The sequence below is a fragment of the Vibrio sp. RW genome (assembly GCF_027587105.1).
In the GTDB taxonomy this organism is placed as follows: domain Bacteria; phylum Pseudomonadota; class Gammaproteobacteria; order Enterobacterales; family Vibrionaceae; genus Vibrio; species Vibrio toranzoniae.
Genome location: NZ_JAPPTM010000013.1, coordinates 1 through 25,021, shown reverse-complemented (window position 1 = coordinate 25,021; position 25,021 = coordinate 1). Strand labels below are relative to the sequence as shown.

19 protein-coding genes are annotated in these 25,021 nt (G+C 44.9%); 12 read left to right on the top strand and 7 right to left on the bottom strand.

From position 1 onward, the window contains the following. The first annotated feature begins 227 nt into the window (after window positions 1-227). Both OCT63_RS12930 and OCT63_RS12925 read left to right on the top strand, forming a co-directional pair. Entirely contained in the window at window positions 228-1,145 is a 918-nt protein-coding gene (locus tag OCT63_RS12930) for an ABC transporter ATP-binding protein (protein ID WP_161685616.1), read from the top strand. 1 nt (window position 1,146) lies between these two features. Further along, window positions 1,147-1,917, top strand: coding sequence for an ABC transporter permease (locus tag OCT63_RS12925; protein ID WP_161685619.1), 771 nt, complete (start codon window positions 1,147-1,149; stop codon window positions 1,915-1,917). 107 nt (window positions 1,918-2,024) lie between these two features. Here the strand turns inward: OCT63_RS12925 and panC are convergent, their stop codons facing one another. The 7 genes from panC to sfsA form a co-directional block, all read right to left on the bottom strand. Next, window positions 2,025-2,915, bottom strand: a complete 891-nt coding sequence (gene panC, locus OCT63_RS12920; RefSeq protein WP_161685622.1) for a pantoate--beta-alanine ligase — start codon at window positions 2,913-2,915, stop codon at window positions 2,025-2,027. Between the two features lie 8 nt (window positions 2,916-2,923). Then, on the bottom strand, window positions 2,924-3,718 hold the full coding sequence (gene panB, locus OCT63_RS12915; RefSeq protein ID WP_161678958.1) for a 3-methyl-2-oxobutanoate hydroxymethyltransferase: 795 nt from the start codon (window positions 3,716-3,718) through the stop codon (window positions 2,924-2,926). A 22-nt stretch (window positions 3,719-3,740) separates the two neighbouring features. Further along, window positions 3,741-4,226 (bottom strand): 2-amino-4-hydroxy-6-hydroxymethyldihydropteridine diphosphokinase, encoded by a 486-nt coding sequence (folK, locus tag OCT63_RS12910; RefSeq protein WP_161685625.1) that lies wholly within the window; start codon window positions 4,224-4,226, stop codon window positions 3,741-3,743. Further along, entirely contained in the window at window positions 4,223-5,578 is a 1,356-nt protein-coding gene (gene pcnB, locus OCT63_RS12905; protein WP_060468572.1) for a polynucleotide adenylyltransferase PcnB, read from the bottom strand. The genes folK and pcnB overlap by 4 nt, the downstream gene beginning before the upstream one ends. 159 nt (window positions 5,579-5,737) lie before the next feature. After that, the gene (gene gluQRS / locus OCT63_RS12900) at window positions 5,738-6,637 is read right to left on the bottom strand and encodes a tRNA glutamyl-Q(34) synthetase GluQRS (protein ID WP_161685627.1); all 900 of its coding nucleotides are present in this window, start codon (window positions 6,635-6,637) and stop codon (window positions 5,738-5,740) included. A gap of 222 nt (window positions 6,638-6,859) precedes the next feature. Beyond that, window positions 6,860-7,306 (bottom strand): RNA polymerase-binding protein DksA, encoded by a 447-nt coding sequence (gene dksA / locus OCT63_RS12895; RefSeq protein WP_004738189.1) that lies wholly within the window; start codon window positions 7,304-7,306, stop codon window positions 6,860-6,862. A 135-nt stretch (window positions 7,307-7,441) separates the two neighbouring features. Beyond that, window positions 7,442-8,185, bottom strand: a complete 744-nt coding sequence (gene sfsA / locus OCT63_RS12890; RefSeq protein WP_269983856.1) for a DNA/RNA nuclease SfsA — start codon at window positions 8,183-8,185, stop codon at window positions 7,442-7,444. 94 nt (window positions 8,186-8,279) lie between these two features. On the opposite strand from sfsA, the gene hrpB reads away from it, so the two are divergent. The 10 genes from hrpB (at window position 8,280) to OCT63_RS12840 (ending at window position 25,020) form a co-directional block, all read left to right on the top strand. Next, on the top strand, window positions 8,280-10,718 hold the full coding sequence (gene hrpB / locus OCT63_RS12885) for an ATP-dependent helicase HrpB (RefSeq protein WP_269983868.1): 2,439 nt from the start codon (window positions 8,280-8,282) through the stop codon (window positions 10,716-10,718). After that, complete coding sequence (gene mrcB / locus OCT63_RS12880) at window positions 10,715-13,114, top strand: penicillin-binding protein 1B (protein WP_269983855.1); 2,400 nt, start codon at window positions 10,715-10,717, stop codon at window positions 13,112-13,114. The genes hrpB and mrcB overlap by 4 nt, the downstream gene beginning before the upstream one ends. A 38-nt stretch (window positions 13,115-13,152) precedes the next feature. Then, window positions 13,153-15,486 carry a patatin-like phospholipase family protein gene (locus tag OCT63_RS12875; RefSeq protein ID WP_269983854.1) on the top strand — a complete coding sequence of 778 codons (2,334 nt, stop codon included), beginning with the start codon at window positions 13,153-13,155 and terminating at the stop codon, window positions 15,484-15,486. 271 nt (window positions 15,487-15,757) lie between these two features. Then, window positions 15,758-18,346 carry a bifunctional aconitate hydratase 2/2-methylisocitrate dehydratase gene (acnB, locus tag OCT63_RS12870; RefSeq protein WP_161752762.1) on the top strand — a complete coding sequence of 863 codons (2,589 nt, stop codon included), beginning with the start codon at window positions 15,758-15,760 and terminating at the stop codon, window positions 18,344-18,346. A 282-nt stretch (window positions 18,347-18,628) separates the two neighbouring features. Continuing rightward, window positions 18,629-18,997: a YacL family protein gene (locus OCT63_RS12865; RefSeq protein WP_269983853.1), complete on the top strand. Its 369-nt coding sequence runs from the start codon at window positions 18,629-18,631 to the stop codon at window positions 18,995-18,997. A gap of 219 nt (window positions 18,998-19,216) precedes the next feature. Next, on the top strand, window positions 19,217-19,555 hold the full coding sequence (glnK, locus tag OCT63_RS12860; RefSeq protein WP_017056636.1) for a P-II family nitrogen regulator: 339 nt from the start codon (window positions 19,217-19,219) through the stop codon (window positions 19,553-19,555). Between the two features lie 27 nt (window positions 19,556-19,582). Next, window positions 19,583-20,812, top strand: coding sequence for an ammonium transporter (locus tag OCT63_RS12855; protein WP_017056637.1), 1,230 nt, complete (start codon window positions 19,583-19,585; stop codon window positions 20,810-20,812). Between the two features lie 294 nt (window positions 20,813-21,106). Further along, window positions 21,107-22,120: a Fe(3+) ABC transporter substrate-binding protein gene (locus tag OCT63_RS12850; RefSeq protein WP_060468566.1), complete on the top strand. Its 1,014-nt coding sequence runs from the start codon at window positions 21,107-21,109 to the stop codon at window positions 22,118-22,120. A gap of 246 nt (window positions 22,121-22,366) precedes the next feature. Then, window positions 22,367-23,992 carry an ABC transporter permease gene (locus tag OCT63_RS12845; RefSeq protein ID WP_161678952.1) on the top strand — a complete coding sequence of 542 codons (1,626 nt, stop codon included), beginning with the start codon at window positions 22,367-22,369 and terminating at the stop codon, window positions 23,990-23,992. Next, window positions 23,992-25,020 carry an ABC transporter ATP-binding protein gene (locus tag OCT63_RS12840; protein ID WP_161672982.1) on the top strand — a complete coding sequence of 343 codons (1,029 nt, stop codon included), beginning with the start codon at window positions 23,992-23,994 and terminating at the stop codon, window positions 25,018-25,020. Before OCT63_RS12845 ends, OCT63_RS12840 begins: the two co-directional genes overlap by 1 nt. The last annotated feature ends 1 nt before the right edge of the window (window position 25,021 follow it).

The following is a 25,021-nucleotide window of genomic DNA, read 5'->3' as shown; positions in this document are numbered from 1 at the left end:
TGAATGACTTAGCGGCATTTTTATTTTTATAGAGTACAAAAACTATCAAGCTTTCAAAAGAAACGGATAATCGATATTTGTATTCATCGTAATTCAACGATAGACTTGTTTGCAAAATGGCCGTGCAGACAAGTCAGGGTTAGTTTCAACCTGTTCGCTTAAAGCTTTACACTTTTCCTCATGCGCGGCTAACCACATCTATCTATAGCAAATGGCAGTCTATCTCTATGTATGCATTAGAAATTGAGCAATTAAGAAAAACTTATGCTGGGGGCTTCGAGGCTCTGAAGGGCGTTAGTTTGCAAGTAGAAAAAGGCGACTTTTACGCACTACTTGGTCCAAATGGTGCGGGTAAATCAACTACCATTGGTGTTATCTCTTCACTGGTAAATAAAACGTCAGGCAAGGTTAAAGTGTTCGGCTACGACATTGATACCGATCTAGAGTTGGCGAAGCTGAACTTAGGCCTTGTGCCTCAAGAGTTTAACTTTAACCCGTTTGAGACCGTTGAACAGATCGTGCTGCAACAAGCGGGTTATTACGGCGTGCCAAAAGCATTGGCGAAAGAGCGAGCGAAAAAGTACTTATCTCAGTTGGATTTGTGGGAAAAACGTAGCGAACGTGCGCGTAACTTGTCTGGTGGCATGAAGCGCCGTTTGATGATCGCACGTGCTTTAATGCATGAACCACAGTTGTTGATTCTGGATGAGCCAACAGCTGGCGTTGATATAGAACTGCGTCGTTCAATGTGGGAATTCTTGCAAGAGATAAATAAGAAGCAAGGCATTACTATTATCTTGACCACGCACTACCTAGAAGAGGCGGAAATGTTGTGTCGCAATATCGGTATCATCAATCGTGGCGAGCTCATTGAGAATACAACAATGAAGGCACTGCTTGGTAAATTGAGTGCAGAGACCTTCATTTTTGATCTCGAAGAGGGCACGGCTGAACCTAAAGTGGAAGGTGTTAATAGCCAAGTGATGATGAATGGCTCGCTAGAAATCGAAGTCGACAAGAACCTAGGTTTGAATACCATCTTTGCTCAATTGAGCGAGCAACAGGTTAAAGTCCTCTCTATGCGTAACAAAGCGAATCGTTTAGAAGAGCTATTTGTGAGTATTGTTCGTGAGGGGAGTAAGTAATATGTTCAGCCTATATTGGACAGCTTTTTGCAGCTTGTTGACCAAAGAGATCAACCGTTTTACGCGTATCTGGGTGCAAACATTGGTACCGCCTGCGATTACCATGACGCTGTATTTCATTATTTTTGGCAACCTTATCGGGGCCCGTATTGGTGAAATGAACGGTTTTAGTTACATGGAATACATTGTGCCGGGTCTGATCATGATGTCAGTGATCACCAACTCATATTCGAATGTGGCGTCGTCCTTCTTTAGTGCAAAGTTCCAAAAGAACATTGAAGAGCTACTCGTAGCACCTGTTCCTAACTATGTGATTATCGCCGGTTTCGTAATGGGCGGTGTGGTTCGTGGTTTGTTAGTGGGTACTATCGTAACCTTCGTATCACTGTTCTTTGTCGACCTCCAAGTTGAGCATTGGGGGGTGATCATTGCGACGGTATTTTTAACGTCGGTAGTGTTCGCTCTGGGTGGCTTGATTAATGCGGTATTTGCGCGCACATTCGATGATATATCTATCATTCCAACGTTTATTTTGACACCTCTTACTTACCTTGGTGGTGTATTCTACTCGATCAGTTTACTGCCTGAATTCTGGCAAGGTGTGTCCAAACTGAACCCGATCGTGTATATGGTAAACGCATTTCGATATGGCTTTCTAGGTGTATCTGATGTGGGTATTGTGACGTCTTTCAGCGTGCTGGGGGTTTTTATTATAGGGTTATACGCAATCGCACATTACCTTGTGAAGAAGGGGATTGGTTTACGCAGCTAACGTCTTGTCGTTAATGCTTAACCCTTAGTGTGTGGAGTGACAGGTAAAGAAAAAGGTCGATATTACATCGACCTTTTTTAGGTTCTCTTGTTTCATAAAGAAAGTGATTACTCAGCCGTTTCTTCTTTCACTTCTTCTTTCGTTTCCGTTACCAAATCAAGAACTTGGTTGTCGATAAGACGAGTCTTACCTAGGAAAGCTGACATAAGAATCACTGCTTGAGTTGATTCTGAAGTGATGGCTTGCAGAGTCTTGGCATCACAAATGAAGATCTCATCTGGTTGCAGATCTGCAGCGCGAAGCTGATCTGTTGCATCTTCAATCACTGATGCGTAATCATCACGACCACCACGAATTGCGCTGCTAATCCAACGCATAGTGCGTGCAAGAACTGGGGCGCGTTGGCGCTCATCCATAGTGAGATTGCTATTGCGAGAGCTCATTGCCAAACCATCCATTTCTCGAACAGTAGCAACACCCACGATTTGAATATCTAATGCTAGGTCAGTTGTCATTTGACGAATGACAGCAAGTTGCTGGAAGTCTTTCTCGCCGAAGCATGCAAAATCTGGCTGAACAACATTAAACAGCTTAGTCACAATTGTCGCGACACCGCGAAAATGCCCTGGGCGAGAAGCGCCCTCAAGCATGTGTGATAGGCCCGGAACTTCGATAAATGTTTGTTTATCTAGGCCCTCTGGATACATTACTTCTGGAGTAGGGGTAAACACAAGCTCAACGCCTTCCCCGGTTAGTTTACTTAGATCAGCTTCTAACGTTCGAGGGTAGTTGTTTAGATCGTCGGCACGGTCAAACTGCATTGGGTTAACAAAAATGCTAACCACAACAATATCCGCTAATTCACGCGCTTTCTTTACCAGCGTAAGGTGGCCTTCATGTAGGTTCCCCATTGTTGGTACAAAAGCTATTGTGCGTCCATCACGCTTAAACTGTTTAATCTGCTCACGAAGAGCCGCTATTTCAGCAAAAGTTTGCATAGTTATTCCTAAGCGATTGTATGAGCGTCATCAGGGAAACGCGCACTCTCTACTTCTTCTTTGTACAGTGCAACTGCTTTTCGCATGTCACCCGTTTCGGCTAAGAAGTTCTTAGAGAATTTCGGCATGTAGTTCGCAGAGATACCGAACATGTCATGCATTACTAGGATCTGCCCATCGGTAACATTACCTGCCCCAATACCAATAACGGGTACGTCACAAGCTTCAGTAATTCGTTTTGCCAATGAAGCCGGGACACATTCAAGTAGCACGATTTGTGCGCCAGCGTTTTGTAGAGCTAAAGCATCAGCAAGCATTTTTTCGGCCTGCTCATCGTCACGGCCTTGTACTTTGTAGCCACCAAAGATGTTCACAGATTGAGGTGTTAAACCTAAGTGTGCACATACTGGTACAGCACGTTCTGTGAGCATCTTAACAGTATCAACCAACCAACTGCCGCCTTCGATTTTTACCATGTTCGCGCCAGCACGCATTAAGCTTGCTGCGTTCTCACAAGCCTGCTCAGAGGTAGAGTAGCTCATAAATGGCATATCAGCCATAAGAAGGCAGTTTGGGCTACCAGAACGCACTGAGCGCGTATGGTAAGCAATGTCTTCTACAGTTACAGGTAAAGTATCGTTATGGCCTTGTAGTACCATACCAAGTGAGTCACCGACAAGCAGGACTGGCATTTCTTGGCTTTCGAACAATTGAGCGAAACTCGCATCATAAGCTGTCGAAGTCGCGAATTTACGGCCTTCACGTTTGCATTTGATAAGGTCGTTAATGGTTACTTTTTTCATTGGTTTTCCTTAATGCGCTTGACTATTGTTGCCAAACATTGAGCCCGTTCTTATCAATTAACTTGAGTAAGTCTGTCAGCTCAGTCCCATCTGGGAGCTGTAAACTTGGTGCGATTTCAGCAAGCGGGTAGAGAACAAACTCTCGTTCTTTCATTCCGTAATGAGGAACAGTTAAACGCTCTGAATCGATCACCTCATTGCCGTATAGCACAATGTCGAGATCCAAGGTTCTTGGCCCCCAACGCTCGTCTTTACGGACGCGCCCTTGCTCTAACTCGATTTTTTGAGTGCAATCAAGCAGTTCAATTGGCGTTAATTCTGTTTGGATAGCCACTACCGCGTTGATGTAGTCTGGTTGATTTTGTGGCCCCATTGGAGTGCTACTATATAGCTGCGAACTCGCAATAAACGTTGATCGCGGTAGGCTTTTTAGCGTTTCGATAGCCAAATTTGCTTGGCTAACTGGGTCGGCAAGGTTGCTGCCGACCGCAATGTAAGCGGTTATCATTCTGACTGCTTACTCTTTTTATTACGGTAAGTCTTACGGCGACGATGACCTGATTTTGAGGGCGCTGCTACGTCGTTGGCCATCGCTTGGCGCATGTTGCGACCTGCAGTCTGATAACGCTCCCACCATTTCGCTAACTCTTTGGTTTCGCCACCTTCAATCTCCCCACGCATTTCTAGGAAATCGTAGCCTGCACGGAACTTATTAAGCTCCATAAGGCGAACAGCACGTTTACCATTACGACGAGGCAATCGTAGTTGCAGTTGCCAAACTTCACGAATGGTTGCTGTATGGCGACGAGGAATTGCAATAGATTTTACTTGTTGATCAAGAATGATGTTGCTCGCTTCCATGACCGCATCGTAGTGCGCCATACCCTGCTCAGCGACTAGCTTGTCTGCGAGCTTGTTCATTGGATACCAAAGAATTGCTGCAAACATAAAGGCAGGATTTACTCGTTTACCTTCTTCGATGCGAAGGTCTGTTGAGTCGAGTACTAAGTCCAGCATCTGTTCAGTATGAGAGTCGTAATTGGCAGTGAAGTGCTCTGCCACAGCTGGGAACATCTGCTGGAAGAGGTTGTATTCACGCATTAGGTGGTAGGTTTCTAAGCCATGACCTGATTGAAGCAATTTAAGAGATTCTTCGTAAAGACGCGCTGCTGGGATGTCTTTGAGAAGATGTGCCAGTTCTTCAATAGGATCGGCGGTGTCTTCTTCAATATCGAAGTCTAGCTTAGCGGCGAAACGCATTGCACGCAACATACGTACAGGGTCTTCACGATAGCGAGTTTCAGGATCGCCGATTAGGCGGATCAGCTTGTCTTCTAAATCTTCTACACCACCTGCGTAATCGTGGATGCTGTAATCAGCAATGTTGTAATACATCGCGTTAATAGTGAAGTCACGACGCTCTGCATCTTCATCAACATTGCCGTACACGTTATCGCGTAGCAACATGCCTTCTTCCGATTGGGCAGAAACGTTTTTCGATGGTTCCTGGTGGTGGCCACGGAAAGTCGCTACTTCAATGATGTCTCGGCCAAACATGATATGGGCTAATCGAAAACGGCGACCGATAAGGCGACAGTTTCTGAAGAGGTGTTTGATTTGTTCTGGCGTTGCGTTGGTCGCAATATCAAAATCTTTCGGCTGAGAGCCTAATAAGATATCGCGTACACCACCACCGACTAAAAACGCGTCAAAACCCGCACCATTCAGGCGATATAACACTTTTAGTGCGTTATCACTGATCTGCTTGCGTGAAATATTGTGCTCTTGGCGAGTATAAACATTCAGAGCTAACTCGTGGAATCCGCGTTGTTCGCTTGGGGTATTGTCGTTTGTATTCATTAGTTTAGAACAAAGTAGGTATCGCCAACTTTGTTTTTCTCTTAGTCCAAAGTGGTAGTGCAGAGTTTAATTGCGGCTAATAATAGCTTAGCGCGAGCCATTTGAGAACATCATCGGCTTAACCGCTGCTGTTGGTTATGGCATTTTTATGTGTCGCTTTTAATATTTACCATTAGTTTCGAGCTCATTACGATGCTCTTTTTGTAAACTATCAGGTAATTGACTGACGTGCCATTGCTGGCAGCCCCACAATAAAATCTCATCCATTGAAGCTTCAAAAAGGGCTGCTGGGATATCAAAACCTAAGAATCGCATAGCGTTGAGTAACGTTGGTTTTGGGTTGTCGAGATCTATCGCGGTGGCATGGTTCTGTTTTGACAGTTTATTCCCCAAACCATCGGTTGCCAATGGTAAGTGCAAGTAACTCACTGTTTTTTGCTTAAGCGTTTGGTACAAGCTGATTTGGCGACCTGTTGGTTCTATCAAGTCCGCCCCTCTTACGACTTCTGTTACCCCTTGCTCAATGTCATCAAGGACAACCGCTAAGTTATAGGCAAACAATCCATCTCGGCGTTTGATAATGAAATCTTCTTCCGCTAATGCTTTAGGTATCTGAATCGAGCCGTGACGAACATCATTAAACGACTCAATAGGGAAATCCATACACAAGCGCACCGCTTGCTCACCTGAATCAATCAAACCTGCGTGTCGGCAGTGGCCATTATAGAAACCGCCTAAGGCTTTTATCTGTTTACGAGTGCATTGGCAGTAGTAGGCTTTTTTATCAGCGACCCATTGATCAATTTGAGCTTGATACATGTTGTGACGTTGACTTTGATAGACGACTTCGCCATCCCAAAATAGGTGGTAAGCCTCAAGCGTTTTAAGAATGAGGTCTGCAGCGCCGGCCATTTCTCTTGGCGGGTCAAGGTCTTCCATACGAACTAACCATTGTCCTTGGTTAGATTTCGCTTGAAAGTAGCTACCTAGAGCAGCAACAAGCGAGCCAAAATGAAGAGGACCTGACGGTGATGGTGCAAAGCGCCCGATATAATTCATGGGTGAATAACCTAATTCTGATGGTACTGCAGTAGCTGGTTCTTAAGGTGTTTAATTCGTTGTTATAATGCGTTTGGCTAGCGTGTTAAGACACTGAATGAGCGGTTTAATGCATAGAACTCAGCTTTAAAGTTGTTATTTGCTATCAAGTGTATGAAATTTTTAACGGAGATGGCCAACAAAAAAGGGAGCCAAAGCTCCCTTTCTTTACATCCGCAAGAATTAACCTTGCATCTGTTTCTCTTTGATCTCTGCAAGCGTTTTACAGTCAATACAAAGGTCAGCGGTTGGACGAGCTTCAAGACGGCGGATGCCAATCTCGATCCCGCAAGAATCACAGAAGCCGAAATCATCTTCTTCGATCTTGTCTAGTGTCTTTTCAATTTTCTTGATAAGACGACGCTCACGGTCACGGTTACGTAACTCTAGGCTGAATTCTTCTTCTTGAGAAGCGCGGTCAACTGGGTCTGGGAAATTCGCCGCTTCATCCTGCATATGGTGCACAGTACGATCAACTTCTTCCCTGAGCTGGTTGCGCCAAGCTGCTAAAATTTTTGTAAAATGTTCCGTTTGCTCAGGTGACATGTACTCTTCACCGGGCTTTTCTTGGTACGGTTCAACACCTGCGATGGCTAGGATGCCTAGCGCTTTTTTCTTAGATTCTGGCATACAGCATCTCCTATTTACACCTAGTCAACTGCAAAGCAGCTAATTTTAAGGCGGGTATCTATAGCAGAAAGAACGAATGGTGGCAAATACTCTTATTCAAACTTGCAATCAATGTGATTAGTTCTGCATCTTTGTTTAACTATTGATAAATTCAACAGCTTGTTTTAGTTGTATTTGAGTACTGCTGAGCTCTGCTTTGTAGCAAAGCACTTCAACTCCAGCGTCTTGTGCTTGTTTTAGTAATAACGAATATTTGGCGTCTATATGGTGTGCCGCGGATACTTTTTCAATACCTGAATGTAAAACAGTGAATAAAAGTATGGCTCTATTTCCAGATTCGACCATTTCTGTGAGTTCACGCAGATGTTTTTGGCCTCTGGTTGTCACAGCATCAGGGAAAAAACCTTGTCCTTTGGTTGATGATTCTTGCTTAGTTGACGTTAATTGCTCGTCGAGCAAAGTGACGCTTTTGACTTCGATATAACAAGGCGGCTTTTCGTTATCTTCAAGCAGAATGTCGATTCGACTATTCTCACTGCCATATTTCACTTCAGTTCGTAACGCGTTGTAGCCTAAGAGTTCAACTATAGTCCCATTTTCAATTGCTTCCACTGCTAGCTGGTTTGCCCGAGCAGTATTTACACAAATACGGTGACCTTTGTCTGTTTCTGAGATCTCCCAGCTGTTTGGGTACTTTCTTTTGGCGTTATCTGATGTTGAGTACCACACCGTGTTGCCAGGTGTCGCGCATCCCGTCATCGCTCCAGTGTTAGCACAATGAATCGTACGCTCGCTGCCGTCTGGAAGTTTGATGTCAGTAAGAAAACGTTTATAGCGTTTAATAAGAGTCGCTGACTCTAATGGCGGATTGAAGTGCATATTACTTATTTAGAGAGGTCGGTTTTTATGTACAATGCTGCCAACATTACACCACAAGGTTCTCCCATTGCCACAACTGCCCATAGAAGCTGTGATGCCAGATCTGCTCGCAGGCGTAGAAACACACACTCAACTTATTCTAAAGGCCGCTCCCGGTGCAGGTAAGTCAACATTTTTCCCTTTGCAACTGGTTAAGACCAATGCTGTTCAAGGCAAAATTATCATGCTTGAACCTAGGCGTTTGGCGGCTAGGAATATTGCCACTTACTTGGCGAGCCAACTAGGAGAGAAGGTAGGGGAGAGCATAGGTTTTAGAGTTCGTGGTGAATCTAAAACTAGCAGTGCAACTCGTTTGGAGATCGTTACCGAAGGGATCATGACAAGAATGATCCAAACCGACCCTGAATTGAGCGGGGTCGATATGGTGATCTTCGATGAGTTCCACGAGCGCAGCATTCATGCGGATACTGCTCTCGCTTTTAGTTTAGAGATCCAAGAGGCGTTGCGTGACGATCTAAAAGTGGTGGTGATGTCGGCGACATTAGACCAACAAGCTTTGCAGTCTTTATTGCCCAATGCCAAATACGTTGAATCCCAAGGTCGTACTTTTCCGGTTGAGTTCCGCTATCAGCCTCTTAATAGCAATGAGTACTTAGCCCCTAAAATGGCTAGCGTGATTCGCTTTTTGATGGAGAAGGAATCCGGTTCGTTGTTGGCATTCTTACCTGGGGTGTCTGCGATTAAGCAGGTGGAGTCTCAACTAGAAAAACTCTCTAATGATATCGATGTGTGTCCTTTGTACGGTCAACTCAGCTTTCCTCAACAACAGAAAGCGATCGCACCGTCTGAGAAAGGGCGTCGAAAAGTGGTGTTGGCCACCAATATAGCGGAAACCTCTCTGACCATTGAGGGCATTCGGTTAGTGGTGGATTCTGGTCTTGAGCGAGTCGCCAAGTTTGATTTGAAAACCGGCATCACCAAGCTTGAGCAAGTGAAAATCTCCCAGTCTTCCGCTGAACAGCGAGCAGGCCGTGCAGGACGAATTGAAGAAGGTCTGTGTGTTCGCTTGTACAGCGAAACGCAGTTAATGCAGCAACCCGCTGTACCGGAGCCTGAAATTCTACATTCGGATCTCTCTTCGCTGGTGGCTGAGTTGACGCAATGGGGCGCTGCAAGTGCAGACGAGTTGCAATGGCTAGACATTCCGCCACGCGCTTCAATTGAGCAAGCCAAGCAACTGCTGCAAAGCCTTGAGTTATTAGTCAGTAGTGGCCAATTTACGGCGCTAGGTAAACAAGCTCAGCGTTTAGGTCTTGAGCCTCGTATCGCCAGCATGCTGATAAAAGCGCAACAGGGCAGCCAAGCATTGCTGAATGCCGCGATTGTCGCCGCTGCTTTACTTGAAGAGCCTGAACGCAACGTCACCGATATTCAACATTCGTTGCACCGACTTAAGCAAAGAAAGCACTCGAAAAACAACGTAGTGATGCAGCGAGCGAAAAGTCTCGCCAGTAAACTCAATCATCACGTAGATTTGTCACAACTTGACGAATCATTGTTACCATTAGTGCTTTGTTTTGCATTTCCTGACCGAATAGCTCAGGCGAGAAGCGCGACTGGCAGTGCTTTCCTTCTTGCGAATGGTCATGGCGCTGAGGTTCGTGATGATGATCCATTGGCGAACAACGATTACATCGTGGTGATTGATTTGATGCGCAGCACAGGACGAGCCAGTCAGGTTTTCTTGGCAACCGCTGTCGATATTGCGCAGTTAGAAGAAGCGTTTCCCAAACTCTTCGTCTGTTCAGATTATGCGGATTGGGATGAGAAGCGTGGCCGCTTGGTTGCTGAGCAGCGAGTGTCTTTGGGTAAACTGATTATCAGCACCAAAGCCTTACCTGAGCCGAGTGCGAATCAGGCAAGCCAAGCGCTACTGAATTATATCGCTCGGTGTGGTCTTGATCGTTTACATTGGACGCCCGCCGCGAAGCAGCTAGTTGAACGCGTACGCTGCGCTCAGCTTTGGATGCCAGAACATGATTGGCCTGCGATGGATAATGCTAGCTTAATTGAACATCTAGATATCTGGTTGTCGCCGTATTTGAATGGCATTAAGTCAGCAAAAGGGTTGTCGAATGTGTCGATTGAACAGGCACTGTCGGCGTACCTTGGTTGGCCGTTGAATCAAGAAATCGACCAATGGCTACCGACGCATTACGTGATGCCTACAGGCAGTAAAAAAGCGATTCGATACCAATATCAATCGGAGCCTGTGATCTCGGTGCGAATGCAAGAAGTCTTTGGTGAACAAGACTCACCCTTGATAGCGCAAGGTCGTAAAAAAGTCGTGCTTGAGTTACTTTCTCCAGCGCAGCGACCACTGCAAATCACTCAAGATTTAGCTGGCTTTTGGGCTGGCGCGTACAAAGAAGTACAAAAAGAGATGAAAGGCCGTTACCCAAAACATCCTTGGCCTGATGATCCTGCTAACCATGTAGCAACCACTAAAACCAAACGACAGTTGAACCGATGATGACCAAAATGTTAACGCCCAAAAAGGCACCTCCTAAAAAAGCGCCAGCAAAGAAGTCACCTGCGACCAAAGCCAAACCTCGAAAACCGAGAGCTGCCGCGAAGAAGACCAAGCCAAGAGCCAAAAAATCGGGCAACCGAGGTTGGTTGAAAATCTTGTGGGGGATTGCTTGGAAAGCGGGTTTAGCCTTGGCTGCGCTATTGTTGTTTGTTGGTATCTACCTAGACTCTGTAGTCAAACAGCGATTTGAAGGCCAACTGTTTGATTTGCCAACCGTGGTTTATGCACGTGTGTTGGATCTGTCTCCAGGTACAGCGGTGAATTTAGTCCAGGTAAAGAATGAACTGGATGTACTGAATTACCGTAAGGTGAACTCTCCTCGTCATCCGGGCGAGTACTCTTCCTCTTCAACCAAGATAGAGATGATTCGTCGTCCGTTTGAGTTTGTCGATGGGCCAGAAGCCGATCGTCATGTGATGCTGCACTTCAATGGCAACGAATTAACTCGAATCCAGTCGCTAGAGAGGAAAGGCGACATGGGTTACCTGCGTGTAGAGCCGAAAATGCTTGGCATGCTTGAAAAAAGTAACGATGAGCAGCGTTTGTTCTTAAAACGTAATCAGTTCCCTGAAGTAATGGTTGATGCACTATTGGTAACCGAAGACCGAAACTTCTATCAACACGATGGAGTGTCCCCATTAGCGATAGCTCGTGCGATGGTGGTTAACGTTAAAGCGGGGCGCACGGTACAAGGTGGCAGTACGCTGACTCAACAGTTAGCGAAGAACCTGTTCCTATCTAGTGAGCGCACATTGTGGCGTAAGGTTCGTGAAGCTTACATTGCTCTGATCTTGGATCATCGTTATAGCAAAGATCGAATCTTAGAGGCTTACTTGAACGAGGTTTACTTAGGTCAAAATGGCGGTCAAGCCATCCATGGCTTCGGTTTGGCTTCGCGCTTGTATTTCGGACAACCTATTCAAGAGCTTCGTATTGACCAATTAGCGTTGCTTGTCGGAATGGTGAAAGGACCATCGTATTATAACCCCGTTCGTTACCCTGAGCGTGTCAAAGCTCGTCGTGATTTGGTACTTCGTTTGCTAATGCAACAAGACATACTGACACCGAAACAGTATGAAGAAGCCGCGAGTCGCGATCTGGATATTCAAGACAACCCGCGTATTGCGAGCCGTCAGCCTGCGTATTTTCAACAGGTCAATATTGAACTGAAAAAATATGTGGGTGAGCGATTTGAAGCCAAGAAAGGGATACGAGTTTTTACCTCTCTGGACCCGGTTTCTCAAGACCAATTAGAAAAATCCATAGCACGTAAGGTGCCTGAGTTATCCAAAACCGGAGGTAACCAGCTTGAAGCCGCGGCGATTGCTGTCGATAGGAGTACCGGTGAAATCCGTGCGATGGTAGGGGGGAAGCGTACTGGCTACGATGGCTTCAACCGTGCTCTGAATGCGAGCCGCCCTATTGGTTCACTGGTGAAGCCTGCAATTTATCTGACAGCATTGGAACAGCCACAAAAGTACACGCTTGCGACGACTTTGATGGACACACCACTCAGCCTGAAAGGCAGTAAAGGCAGCGTCTGGAGCCCGAGAAACTTCGATCGTAAGTTCCGCGGTGAAGTGCCTTTGTATGTGGCACTTTCGAAGTCTTATAACGTGCCAACGGTTCGATTGGGGATGCAGCTAGGCATTGATAGTGTCTCAGATACGATTGGAAAGCTGGGTGTCGATAAAAATGAGATACGCCCAGTGCCATCGATGTTCTTAGGTGCGTTCTCGCTGACACCGTTTCAGGTCGCACAAATGTACCAGACGATCACCAACTCTGGGCGTATCGCGCCGTTATCGGCACTTCGTTCAGTGGTTGATAATGACGGTGAGGTTTTATATCAATCGATTCCTCGCGTATCGCAAAGTGTTGATCAGCAAGCGGCTTGGCTAACGACTTATGCGATGAAACGTGGTGTGTCGGAAGGTACGGGGCGTTTCCTACAAGGTCAGTTTTCATGGGCTGGTTTAGCCGGTAAAACGGGTACCAGTAACGACAGCCGAGACAGTTGGTTTGTTGGGGTTGATGGCCGTGAGGTAACGACGATATGGCTAGGGCGCGATGACAATAAACCGACCAAGCTAACGGGTTCTAGTGGTGCATTGCGTGTTTATGCTGATTACCTAAAACAGAGAACGCCAGAACAATTATTACTGCCTTGGCCTACTGGAATCTCTACGGCACGCTTCACTCGGACTTCTGACGATGCTTTAGAGTTTAACTGTGACGGTGCAGTTAAGTTACCCGTTTGGGATGAGAGTGGCAGTATTAAGAAGGGTTGTGAAAGTCAGCCAAAACAGTGGCTAAAAAAGCTTTTTCAGTGGTAAAGTCGCAGCAGAAAACAATGACAAGGATAGTTTAAAGAATGATTTCTCGTTGGCTAGTGAGTGGTTTAGGCATTGTCAGTACTGTGATCAGTTTTCAGCTGTTTGCATATACAGCGGTGAAGGTTGATGAGTCTCAGCAGACTGAACAAGTGAGTAAAAGGCCAACGATTGCTGTTGTGCTTGCTGGTGGAGGAGCCAAAGGTGCAGCTCATATTGGGGTACTTAAAGCCTTAGAAGAGATGCGAATTCCGGTGGATTATATTACCGGTACCAGCATGGGCTCTTACGTTGGTGGATTGTATGCGACAGGAATGAGTGCCGATGAGATTGAAAGTTTTATTTATACGGTAGATTGGAATCGTGGTTACCGAGATCGTGTTAACCGTAGTGATCGCCGAGTACGTGATAAAGAATATGAAGACCGCTATCAGCTAAACACCGACCTAGGATTAGGTTGGGGAGAAGTCAAAGCGAGTAAAGGTGTGGTACAAGGGCAGAATATGCTGCGTATTCTACGTGAGACTACGGGTAACTTAGCCCCGATAGACTCTTTTGATCACCTTGCTATCCCTTATCGTTCAGTCGCAACGGACATTATCGCTCTTGAAGAAGTGGTCATCGAGCATGGTTATCTTGTTGATGCCATGATGGCAAGTATGTCGGTGCCCGGAGCGCTTCCGCCTTATGAAGTCGAGGGGCGAATGCTCGTTGATGGCGGCGTGACCAATAATATGCCTGTTGACGTTGCAAGAGCGATGGGCGCTGACATCGTTATCGCCGTTGATATTAGTACTAACTATAAAGGTATGGAAGACTACACCAATTTTCTAGCGGCCGCCGATCAACTCTCTAATTACCTTGTTCGCCGTAGTACTCAAGATCAAGCCGCTACGTTAACGGAGGACGATGTGTTCTTGCGGCCCGATGTTGGACAAATGGAAACCACAGAGTTCGATAAAATGCCGACGGCTTACCATGCCGGATACGAGGAAGCTAAGCAGTATACCGATCAGCTTTCCAAGTTGTCGCTCTCCTATGCGGACTACCAACACTATATTGATGATAAACAGAAGGCTCGTAGACAGCTTAAACACGGTGACAAAACTGTGGTCGACAAAGTGGTTATCAATAACAACACCCATTACTCAGATAAGCTGATTGGAAACCGTTTAAACCTCGATTCTGGTGAGGTTCTGAAAACCAGTGAAATTGAATCTAAAGTACAAGATCTCTATGCATTAGATAGGTTTGAGTTGGTCACTTATGAATTTGAGACTGTTGATGGCGAAGAGCAGCTACAAGTGGATGTTAATGAAAAGTCTTGGGGCCCAAACTACCTCAATTTTCGATTCTTTCTTGAAGATGACTTCTCTACAGAAAGCCAATACTCGATTGGTATCTCTGCCAACTTTACCGATATTAATCAACATGGTGCTGAGTTGAGAACCAACGTCGAGATGGGGACTGATAAGAGAATTGAAGCCGAGCTTTTCTCGCCATTCTTTTCGAGTCAAAAATTGTTCACTTCAGCATCGGTTGTTTATAGCAAAGAGAACCGAAATCTACCGGCAGATATTGATGATATTGAAGAACCGACACTGGACGTAACGAAAGATTATCTCCCAATGACGTATAGTGAATATATCGGTGAACTGGCATTAGGCTATCAACCTACCTTGTGGCAAGAACTGAAATTTGGTCTTCGTTATACTTATGGGGATGTTGAGGTATCTTCGTTACCTTCACTGGGCAGCGGTGGCTTCAAGCGTCTTGGTGGATTTATGGGTTACCGACTGGATACTTTGGATAACTTCAGCTTGCCGACCAAGGGTTACTTTGTCGATTTAGAGTACCTTGTCTCTCATGATGACTTTGAAAATGACAGTTCGCTTGGGGATTCTGATTTAACATCGAATAGTGATACTGTTTATGAGTTTTCAGCAAATTTCATGGCTGCACAAAGTATTGAGAAGCATACTTTAGTCGCAAAGCTGGATTTTGGTATGGTCGAAAGCAAAAATTCTGTTTTTCCCATTGATCCGAAAGAGCTTGGTGGATTCCTGAATTTATCCGGTATTCCAAGAAACAGCCTAATAGGCCAGAACTTAGCGTATAGCAGCTTAACTTATCGATACAAGTGGTTTGAAAACGACTTTGGTTTGTTTGAGTCTCCATTCTATATAGGTGCATCGATAGAACATGGTGGAGTATGGTCTAACAATGAGCTGAGCATTGATGAAGCGCCAATGTTCACGGCTGGTTCAGTTTTTGCTGGAGTAGACTCCCCAATAGGGCCCATTATTCTGGCTTATGGACGAACCGAAGATAACTACGACTCGGTCTACTTAATTATTGGCACGTCTTACAAATAAACATGAGTGGGAGAAGTGTTTAACTGCGTAAATAGGTAAAAATAGTAAGACTTTCGTCTTAACTTGCTATGTTGGTCAAAATGATAAGATTTTAATTTAACGTTAAATTTGCTATTCTACCGCCCACAGTTTGGCCTCTATGACGCCGCTCATCAATACAAATTGAATGACAAAAATGGCAATGGAGAGCCAAGTTTCCAAGGATGTCCACTTCTTTATTTTACTAATAATTATGAAGGTAAGAAGTGAACCGCAATGAGAGGAAAAAGTCGTGCTTGAAGCCTACCGTAAACACGTCGCAGAGCGTGCTGCCGAAGGAGTTGTTCCAAAACCACTAGATGCTGAGCAGGTAGCTGGCCTAGTTGAACTTCTGAAGAATCCACCTCAAGGTGAAGAAGAAATCATTCTTGATCTACTAGAAAACCGCATTCCACCAGGCGTTGATGAAGCTGCTTATGTAAAAGCTGGTTTCCTTACGGCTATCACAAAAGGTGAAGTAGCTTCTCCACTAGTAAGTAAAGAAAAAGCGGCTGAGCTGCTTGGCACTATGCAAGGCGGTTACAACATCGAGTCTCTAGTATCTCTACTTGATGATGCTGAGCTAGCTCCAATCGCTGTTAAAGCACTGTCTCATACTCTACTGATGTTTGATGCGTTCTACGACGTAGAAGAGAAAGCAAAAGCTGGCAATGCTGCTGCACAACAAGTACTTCAATCTTGGGCTGATGCTGAATGGTTTACAGCGAAAGATAAAGTAGCAGAAAAAATCACAGTAAAAGTATTTAAAGTCACTGGTGAAACGAACACCGATGACCTATCTCCAGCGCCAGATGCATGGTCACGTCCTGATATACCAGTACACGCAAAGGCGATGCTGAAGATGGAGCGTGAAGGTATTACTCCTGACGATCAGGGTAACGTTGGTCCAATTACTCAAATTGAAGAACTACAAAAAGATGGCATTCCACTGGCTTACGTTGGTGATGTTGTGGGTACCGGTTCTTCGCGTAAATCAGCGACAAACTCAGTGCTCTGGTTCATGGGTGAAGATATCCCATTTGTACCAAACAAGCGCACTGGTGGTGTTTGTCTAGGTGGTAAAATTGCTCCAATCTTCTACAACACAATGGAAGATTCAGGCGCACTACCTATTGAACTGAACGTACAAGACATGAATATGGGCGATATCATTGATATCTACCCGTACGAAGGTGTTGTTCACAAAAACGGTTCTGTGATTTCAAACTTCGAACTCAGCAAAGTGCTTCTAGATGAAGTTCGTGCTGGTGGTCGTATTCCACTGATCATCGGTCGTGGCCTTACAGGTCGAGCTCGTGATTCTCTTGGCTTAGCTGAAACCGATTTGTTTGCTAAACCAATTGATCCTTCTGCTTCTGATAAAGGCTACACGCTTGCTCAGAAGATGGTAGGTAAAGCATGTGGTGTTGAAGGCGTTCGCGCTGGTCAGTACTGTGAGCCTAAGATGACAACCGTAGGTTCTCAAGATACGACGGGCCCTATGACGCGTGATGAGCTTAAAGATCTTGCATGTCTTGGCTTCTCTGCTGATTTGGTTATGCAGTCTTTCTGTCACACGTCGGCATACCCGAAACCTGTTGATGTAAACACTCACCATACGCTACCTGATTTCATCATGAACCGTGCGGGTGTTTCACTACGTCCGGGTGATGGTGTTATCCACTCATGGCTAAACCGCATGTTGCTTCCTGATACTGTTGGTACCGGTGGTGACTCGCATACTCGTTTCCCACTAGGTATTTCGTTCCCTGCGGGTTCTGGTCTAGTCGCATTCGCGGCGGCAACCGGTGTTATGCCGCTTGATATGCCTGAATCTATCTTGGTTCGTTTTAAAGGTGAAATGCAGCCAGGTATCACGCTACGTGACCTAGTACACGCAATTCCTCTATACGGCATCAAGCAGGGTCTACTGACCGTAGAGAAAGCAGGTAAGATCAACGAATTCTCTGGTCGTGTACTAGAAATTGAAGGCGTTGAACACCTATCTGTTGAGCAGGCATTCGAACTGTCTGATGCATCTGCTGAGCGTTCAGCTGCAGGTTGTACGGTTAAGCTTTCTGAAGAGTCTATCTCTGAGTACTTGAACTCGAACATCGTGATGCTTAAGTGGATGATCGCTGAAGGCTACGGTGACGTGCGTACTATTGAGCGTCGTATTACGGCAATGGAAGAGTGGCTAGCAAACCCTGAGTTGTTGTCTGCTGATTCAGATGCGCAGTACGCTCATGTTATTGAAATTGATCTTGCTGACATCGACCAACCAATCCTATGTGCACCAAACGATCCAGATGATGCTCGTCTTCTTTCTGACGTTCAAGGTACTGAGATTCAAGAAGTGTTCATCGGTTCTTGTATGACAAACATCGGTCACTTCCGTGCAGCAGGTAAGATGCTTGAAGAGTTTAACGGCTCACTAAATACTCGTCTATGGGTGGCTCCGCCAACGAAGATGGATAAAGACCAGCTGACAGAAGAGGGTTACTACGGCATCTTTGGCCGTGCTGGGGTTCGTATTGAAACTCCGGGTTGTTCTCTATGTATGGGTAACCAAGCTCGTGTCGCAGACAAGTCGACGGTAATGTCTACGTCTACTCGTAACTTCCCGAACCGTTTGGGTAATGGTGCGAACGTCTACCTAGCGTCTGCTGAGCTTTCAGCTGTTGGCGCGATTCTTGGCCGCATCCCGACCAAAGAAGAGTACTTAGAGTATGCAGAGAAGGTTAATGCAACGGCTGCTGACACATACCGTTACCTGAATTTCCATAAAATGGGTCAGTACACGGAAAAAGCGGATACAGTTATCTTCCAAGAGCCAGCTTAGTTCCTCGTTATATTTGTAGCTGCAGCGTTGTTGACTGCGTACGTTCACTCTAATCACATAGAGCTTCTATGCTCATAGGGATGAACTTACTTGTCGCCTAGCTGCAACTCCAACTATTTAGAGGAACCCAAATGATAGAGCGTCTACTTCGGTAGGCGTTTTTTTATGTCTGAATCTAGGACGACGAGCGACTCGATCTCTTGATGACTTAGCTATATACTCTCGCCTCATTTTTTACTACCTATTTATTGAGCCTTATTTTTATTAGCGCTTTGGAGTCTTATGGAATTCGAATTTGTTAGAAACACTCTAATGGGTGAATACTATGTGAAATGCAGCATGGGCCATGAGATTGTTGGCCGTTGGCTTCAAGAAGAGATCGGTAAAGATAAGCAGAAATTAGATCATGTGATGGCGCTTATTGATCGCTCCCGACAGGATCTGAGTAATGAGGCGACGCTACTCGGTAAAGAGATCAGCCTAGCGATCAATGAAGATGAAGTCACGATTCAAGAAAACGTACTCGGCCACGAGCAAGAGATGGAAGAAGGCAGTGAGTTTGATTTCTATAACTGTGAAAGCCAGGCAAGCTGTGGAATCGATGATTTCGAGCTACTCATTGATCGTTGGATGGATTTCTTGGGTTACTAGCTGTTTCGGGCTTTTAAGGTTCCCGTTGCCCAAAACTGGAGCAACAATAGCGTTACGCATTAAGATAGTGAAAAGGCTGCACCGCATTGGTGCAGCCTTTTTTGTTATTACGGCCTTGTTTATGTTATCCCCTTTAATATCAATAGTTTAATTTTTTGGCACGCTACTTGGATTGTAATAAGAGAATGAACGGATTACTGAAGAATTTAAGGAACGAATATGAAAATAATAAATGCCATTGTTAAGCCATTCAAATTAGACGATGTACGTGAAGCGCTCTCTGATGTGGGCATTGAAGGTATGACGGTTTCTGAAGTGAAAGGTTTCGGTCGTCAGAAGGGACACACTGAATTGTATCGTGGTGCGGAATACCAAGTTGATTTTCTACCGAAGGTAAAGATAGAGATTGCAACCCAAGCAGAGAATGTTGACCGAGTTGTTGAAGCGATTAGCCAAGCGGCACACACCGGGAAAATAGGTGATGGCAAAATCTTTGTGTATGACCTAAGCCAAGCCGTACGAATTCGTACTGGTGAAATGGATGCTGAAGCACTTTAAAGAATTACAAGGACTGGAGACTTTAATATGGAACTTACAACAACAGTAACGGAACTACGTTACGCACTAGACACTTTTTTCTTCCTCATTTCGGGTGCGTTGGTAATGTGGATGGCAGCAGGCTTCGCGATGTTAGAAGCTGGCTTAGTTCGTTCAAAGAACACCACAGAAATTTTAACTAAGAATATCTGTTTGTACGCCATTGCTTGTACGACTTTCTTAGTGGTTGGCTACAACATCATGTATGTAAACAATGGCGAAGGCGGCTGGTTACCTTCGTTTGGTGCTTTAATTGGTACGCAGGGTGAAGGTGCAGATCACTCTCTAGAGTCTGATTTCTTCTTCCAAGTCGTATTCGTCGCAACAGCAATGTCTGTCGTTTCAGGTGCGGTTGCTGAGCGTATGAAGCTTTGGTCATTCCTAATCTTCTCTGTTGTACTAACAGCGTTTATCTACCCGATGGAAGGTTACTGGACTTGGGGCGGTGGTTTCCTATCTGAAGCGGGTTTCAGTGACTTCGCTGGTTCAGGTATTGTACACATGGCTGGTGCTTCAGCAGCGTTAGCTGGTGTTTTACTATTAGGTGCTCGTAAAGGTAAATACGGGAAAAATGGTGCAATCTATCCAATTCCTGGTTCAAATATGCCACTAGCAACATTAGGTACCTTCATTCTTTGGTTCGGTTGGTTTGGTTTTAACGGTGGTTCTCAACTTATGGTTTCAGATTTTGAGAATGCGACAGCAGTTGGTCAAATCTTTCTGAATACAAATGCGGCAGCAGCAGCGGGTGCCATTGCAGCACTACTAGTATGTAAGACAACTTGGGGTAAAGCAGACCTAACAATGGTACTGAACGGTGCATTAGCTGGTTTAGTTGCTATTACGGCAGATCCACTATCTCCTTCTCCATTATTTGCGGTCGCTATTGGTTCAGTATCTGGTGCATTAGTGGTATTCAGTATCATTGCTCTAGATAAAGCTAAGATTGATGATCCTGTAGGTGCTATCTCTGTACACGGTGTGTGTGGTTTCTTCGGCCTAATGGCTGTGCCACTAAGCAACGCTGATGCAACATTTGGTGCTCAACTACTGGGTGCTGCAGTCATCTTTGCTTGGGTATTCGGTGCGAGCCTAGCGGTATGGGCTGTGCTTAAAGCAACAATCGGCATTCGCGTCACTGAAGATGAAGAACTTGAAGGTATGGACATGCACGATTGTGGTGTAGGCGCTTACCCAGAGTTTGTATCAGTAAAGTAAGAGCAGCAGTAACCGCCTGATCTGAAAAGTTAAGCTGTAAAGTAAAGCCCTTCAACTCATGGTTGTAGGGCTTTACTATTTATAGTCGCCTGGCTCAGGCTGTGATATATCAAGCGAGGCTAAGTGTTTAACTAGAAATTGTGATGAGAATGGTTGTAATATATTGTTACAAAAGTGCGAGTTTTAAGATGCTGAACGGAGTGTTTTTTTGTCGGTCGTCATTGTAATTATGTTATTGATGAATATAATAACGCAACTGATAGACATTATCATTTCGATATAAAGGACTTTACAATGAAGAAACTGCTAACACTTTCAGCTCTAGCGTGTAGTGTAATTGCTCCGACAGCAATGGCTGCGGAAGAAGTAAATGTGTACTCTTACCGTCAACCTTTCCTAGTTGAGCCAATGTTCAAGGAATTCACGAAAGAGACTGGCATTAAAGTAAACGTTAAGTTTGCTAAAAAAGGTTTAGCAGAGAAGTTAGCTCAAGAGGGTGAATACAGCCCAGCTGACGTTGTATTAACTGTCGATATCAGTCGTCTATCTGAACTTACTAAACAAGATCTGGTTCAATCTGTTGAAAGTGATGTACTGGAAAAGAACATTCCCGCTCAATACCAAGATACTGCTAACGAGTGGTTTGCTCTAACAACTCGTACACGTAGCGTTTATTCTTCGCGTGACCGTGTTGGTCGCCTAGGTGAAGAGTTCACTTATGAAGATTTAACTAAGCCTGAATTTAAAGGTAAAATCTGTACACGTAGCGGCAAGCATCCATACAATGTTTCTCTAGTATCTTCAATGATCGCTCATAAAGGTGAAGCTGAAACGAAAGAATGGCTAGAAGGCGTAAAAGCAAACCTAGCTCGTAAGCCTCAAGGCAACGACCGTGCGCAAGTTAAAGCAATCAAAGAAGGCCTGTGTGACGTTGCTCTTGGTAACAGCTACTACCTAGGTAAGATGATTAACGATAAAGAACAAAAAGCTTGGGCTGATGCGGTTTATATCAACTTCCCTAACCAAGAAACAACAGGTACTCACGTAAATATCTCTGGTATGGCAATGGCTAAATTCTCTCCAAATAAAGAGAATGCCGTTAAGCTGATGGAATTCCTTTCTGGTAACACAGCACAAGGAATGTATGCAGAAGTAAACTATGAATACCCAGTTAAAGTCGATGTGAAGCCTTCTGAACTTGTTGCTTCATGGGGTGAATTCAAAGCGGATACTATTTCTCTAGACCAAATTGCTGACCACCACGCGGCTGCAATCAAGCTATTAGACGAAGTTAAGTTCGATCTATAACTTATTCTTGTAGGCTTTTGCCCGCAAAAAATCACAACCCCAAGTCGCCACTTTTTGGCCACTTGGGGTTGTTTGTTTTTTGAAAGTCACTTTTTGATACAAAGCTCGCCGTTAATCCTCTGAGTTATGAGCATCTCACCTTGAAGTCATTACAGTATATGGGTATAAATACCCCCACCATTAAAAGGATATGAGATGTATTTGCAAATGCATTTGTGTTTCATTAAGCCTCGTTGTAGTTAGGCGATGAAAGAGAAGAATTATTTATGGAACACCAGCAGCGTCATCATTGCTGTATTGCTGGTTTTACCTGTCTTAGCGATTTTTACGACTGCTGTAGGAGAAACTGATGAGCTGTTTTCTCATCTGATATCTACAGTGATGCCCACCTATGCCTATAATACGGTGGTTTTAGTCATAGGAACCATGTTCCTGTCTTTAGTTTTTGGTATTCCGTCGGCTTGGGTTATGGCAATGTGCCGTGTTCCGGGTGAGCGTGTTTTGCAATGGGCACTCGTACTACCATTAGCAATGCCTGGCTATATTATCGGCTATATCTTTACCGACTGGTTCGATTTCGCCGGGCCTATTCAGATCCTATTACGGGATTTGACTGGATGGGTACCCGGAGAGTATTGGTTTCCAGATATCAGAACCTTGTCGGGCGCTATTATTGTTCTATCTCTCGTCCTTTATCCTTATATTTATTTGTTGTGCCGTGCAGCATTCATGGAACAAAATGTATCTCTATTGCAGTCGGCTCGGTTGCTTAAATGCTCGCCTTGGGAGAGTTTTCGCCGTATTTCATTACCGCTTGTTCGACCATCAATGGCGGTAGGGTTGTCTCTTGTTGCGATGGAAACCATCGGTGACTTCGGTACTGTAAGTTACTTTGCTGTTAACACACTAACGACTGCGGTTTACGATACTTGGTTGGGCTATTCGAGCCTAACAGCCGCTGCAAAAATATCGGCAATCATGTTGGTGATCGTCATTCTCTTATTGAGTACCGAGCGATATAGCCGTCGTAAACAGAAACTGTTCCAGAATCAATTCAGCAGTCGTGAAGACTTTCGCTACGATCTTTCCGGTTGGAGAAAGTGGTTGGCACTGTTCTGGTGTTGGGGATTAGTGTGCGTTGCATTCTTGTTCCCTCTTGGCCAGTTAATGATCTATGCCTACAAATATTTTGCACAAAGTTGGACGCCTGAATTCAGAGAGTACGCCGTTAATAGCCTTTATGTGTCTGTAGTTGCGGCTATTATTGGCGTTATCATTGCGATGATTGTGAATTTTAATCAGCGTGTTAGCCCAAATAAGAAAAACCAGGCTTACATGAGACTTGCTTCAATGGGTTATGCCGTTCCAGGCACCGTGTTAGCGATTGGCGTGATGGTACCTGTGTTGTTTATGGATCACTTGGTCAATGACATCGCAAAAGTGATGGAGTGGGGGCGACCAGGACTTATTTTCTCAGGTTCCATGTTCGCGCTTATCTTTGCCATGGTGGTGCGTTTTTCGGCGGTTGCCATTGGCAGTATCGAAAGCAGCTTGAGTAAAGTATCTCCTTCATTGGATATGGCTTCTAAAACCATGGGTTGTAATACCAACCAGATGTTACGTCGTGTTCATTTACCTTTGATTAAACGCGGCGCGTTGATCGCAGGTTTATTGGTGTTTATCGAATCAATGAAAGAACTAAATGCGGCATTGTTGTTACGTCCTTTCAATTTCGAAACATTGGCGACTTATGTTTATAACTATGCCTCAGACGAACACCTAGAGTTAGCGGCGATGCCTGCTGTATTATTGGTGTTGGTGGGTTTAATTCCTCTGATCATCGTAAACCGTTCCTTGGAGCAGAAACACTAATGAGTTGTGCATTATCAATTAAAGAGCTGACGTGTAAGTATGAGTCGCAAACCATTTTGGAAGCGCTTTCTTTAGAAGTGGAGCATGGTGAAATTGTTTGTCTGCTTGGTGCCAGTGGCTGCGGAAAAACCACCTTGCTTAAGGCGATCGCGGGTTTACTTCCATTGAGTAGCGGCGTAATGAGCTTAAACTGTCAAACCATCGATGATGGTGAGAGTTGGTTACCACCAGAACAACGAAACATTGGTATGATTTTCCAAGATTACGCCTTGTTCCCGCACTTGACGGTTAACCAGAATGTCGGTTTTGGCTTGAAAGGTCTCTCTGAGCATCAAAAGAAAGAGAAGGTCCAAGAGATGTTGGAGTTGGTTCATTTAGATGAATTCGGTGACCGATATCCACACCAACTTTCAGGTGGTCAACAGCAGCGTGTTGCGATTGCGCGCTCTTTGGCTTATAAGCCAGATCTATTGTTGTTGGATGAACCTTTCTCGAACATTGATACTCAAGTGCGTCATGAGTTGATTTCTCAGATTCGTAAGATTTTTAAGAAGCAGGGTGTCACAGCAATCTTCGTAACTCACAGCCGTGAAGAAGCGTTCGCATTTGCAGATAAGATGGCAGTAATGAACCATGGTGTGATTGAACAGTATGGTTCGGCATCTGAGTTATATTTCCATCCTTCGAGTAAGTTCGTTGCAGACTTTTTGGGCGGTGGTAGCTACCTTAATGCACAGCGTATTTCAGAGCATGAATTTGAGACCAGTTTGGGTATGGTTGAAGCCAAACCGCAAACGGAGATCGAATTCGGCAGTGCGTGTGAGCTTCTGCTAAGACCTCAGCATATACAAGCAAGTTACGAGCAAGATAGTGCTATTTCGGTGCTAGAACAGCAATTTATGGGCGATCACTGTCGTTATGTCATCGAAGCGCATGGTCAGAAGTTATTAGCAACTTCATCAGAAGCACTTGAAGTGGGTATGCCGGTCAACGTAAAAGTCGATACCAAAGGCGTATTGGCTTTTTAAA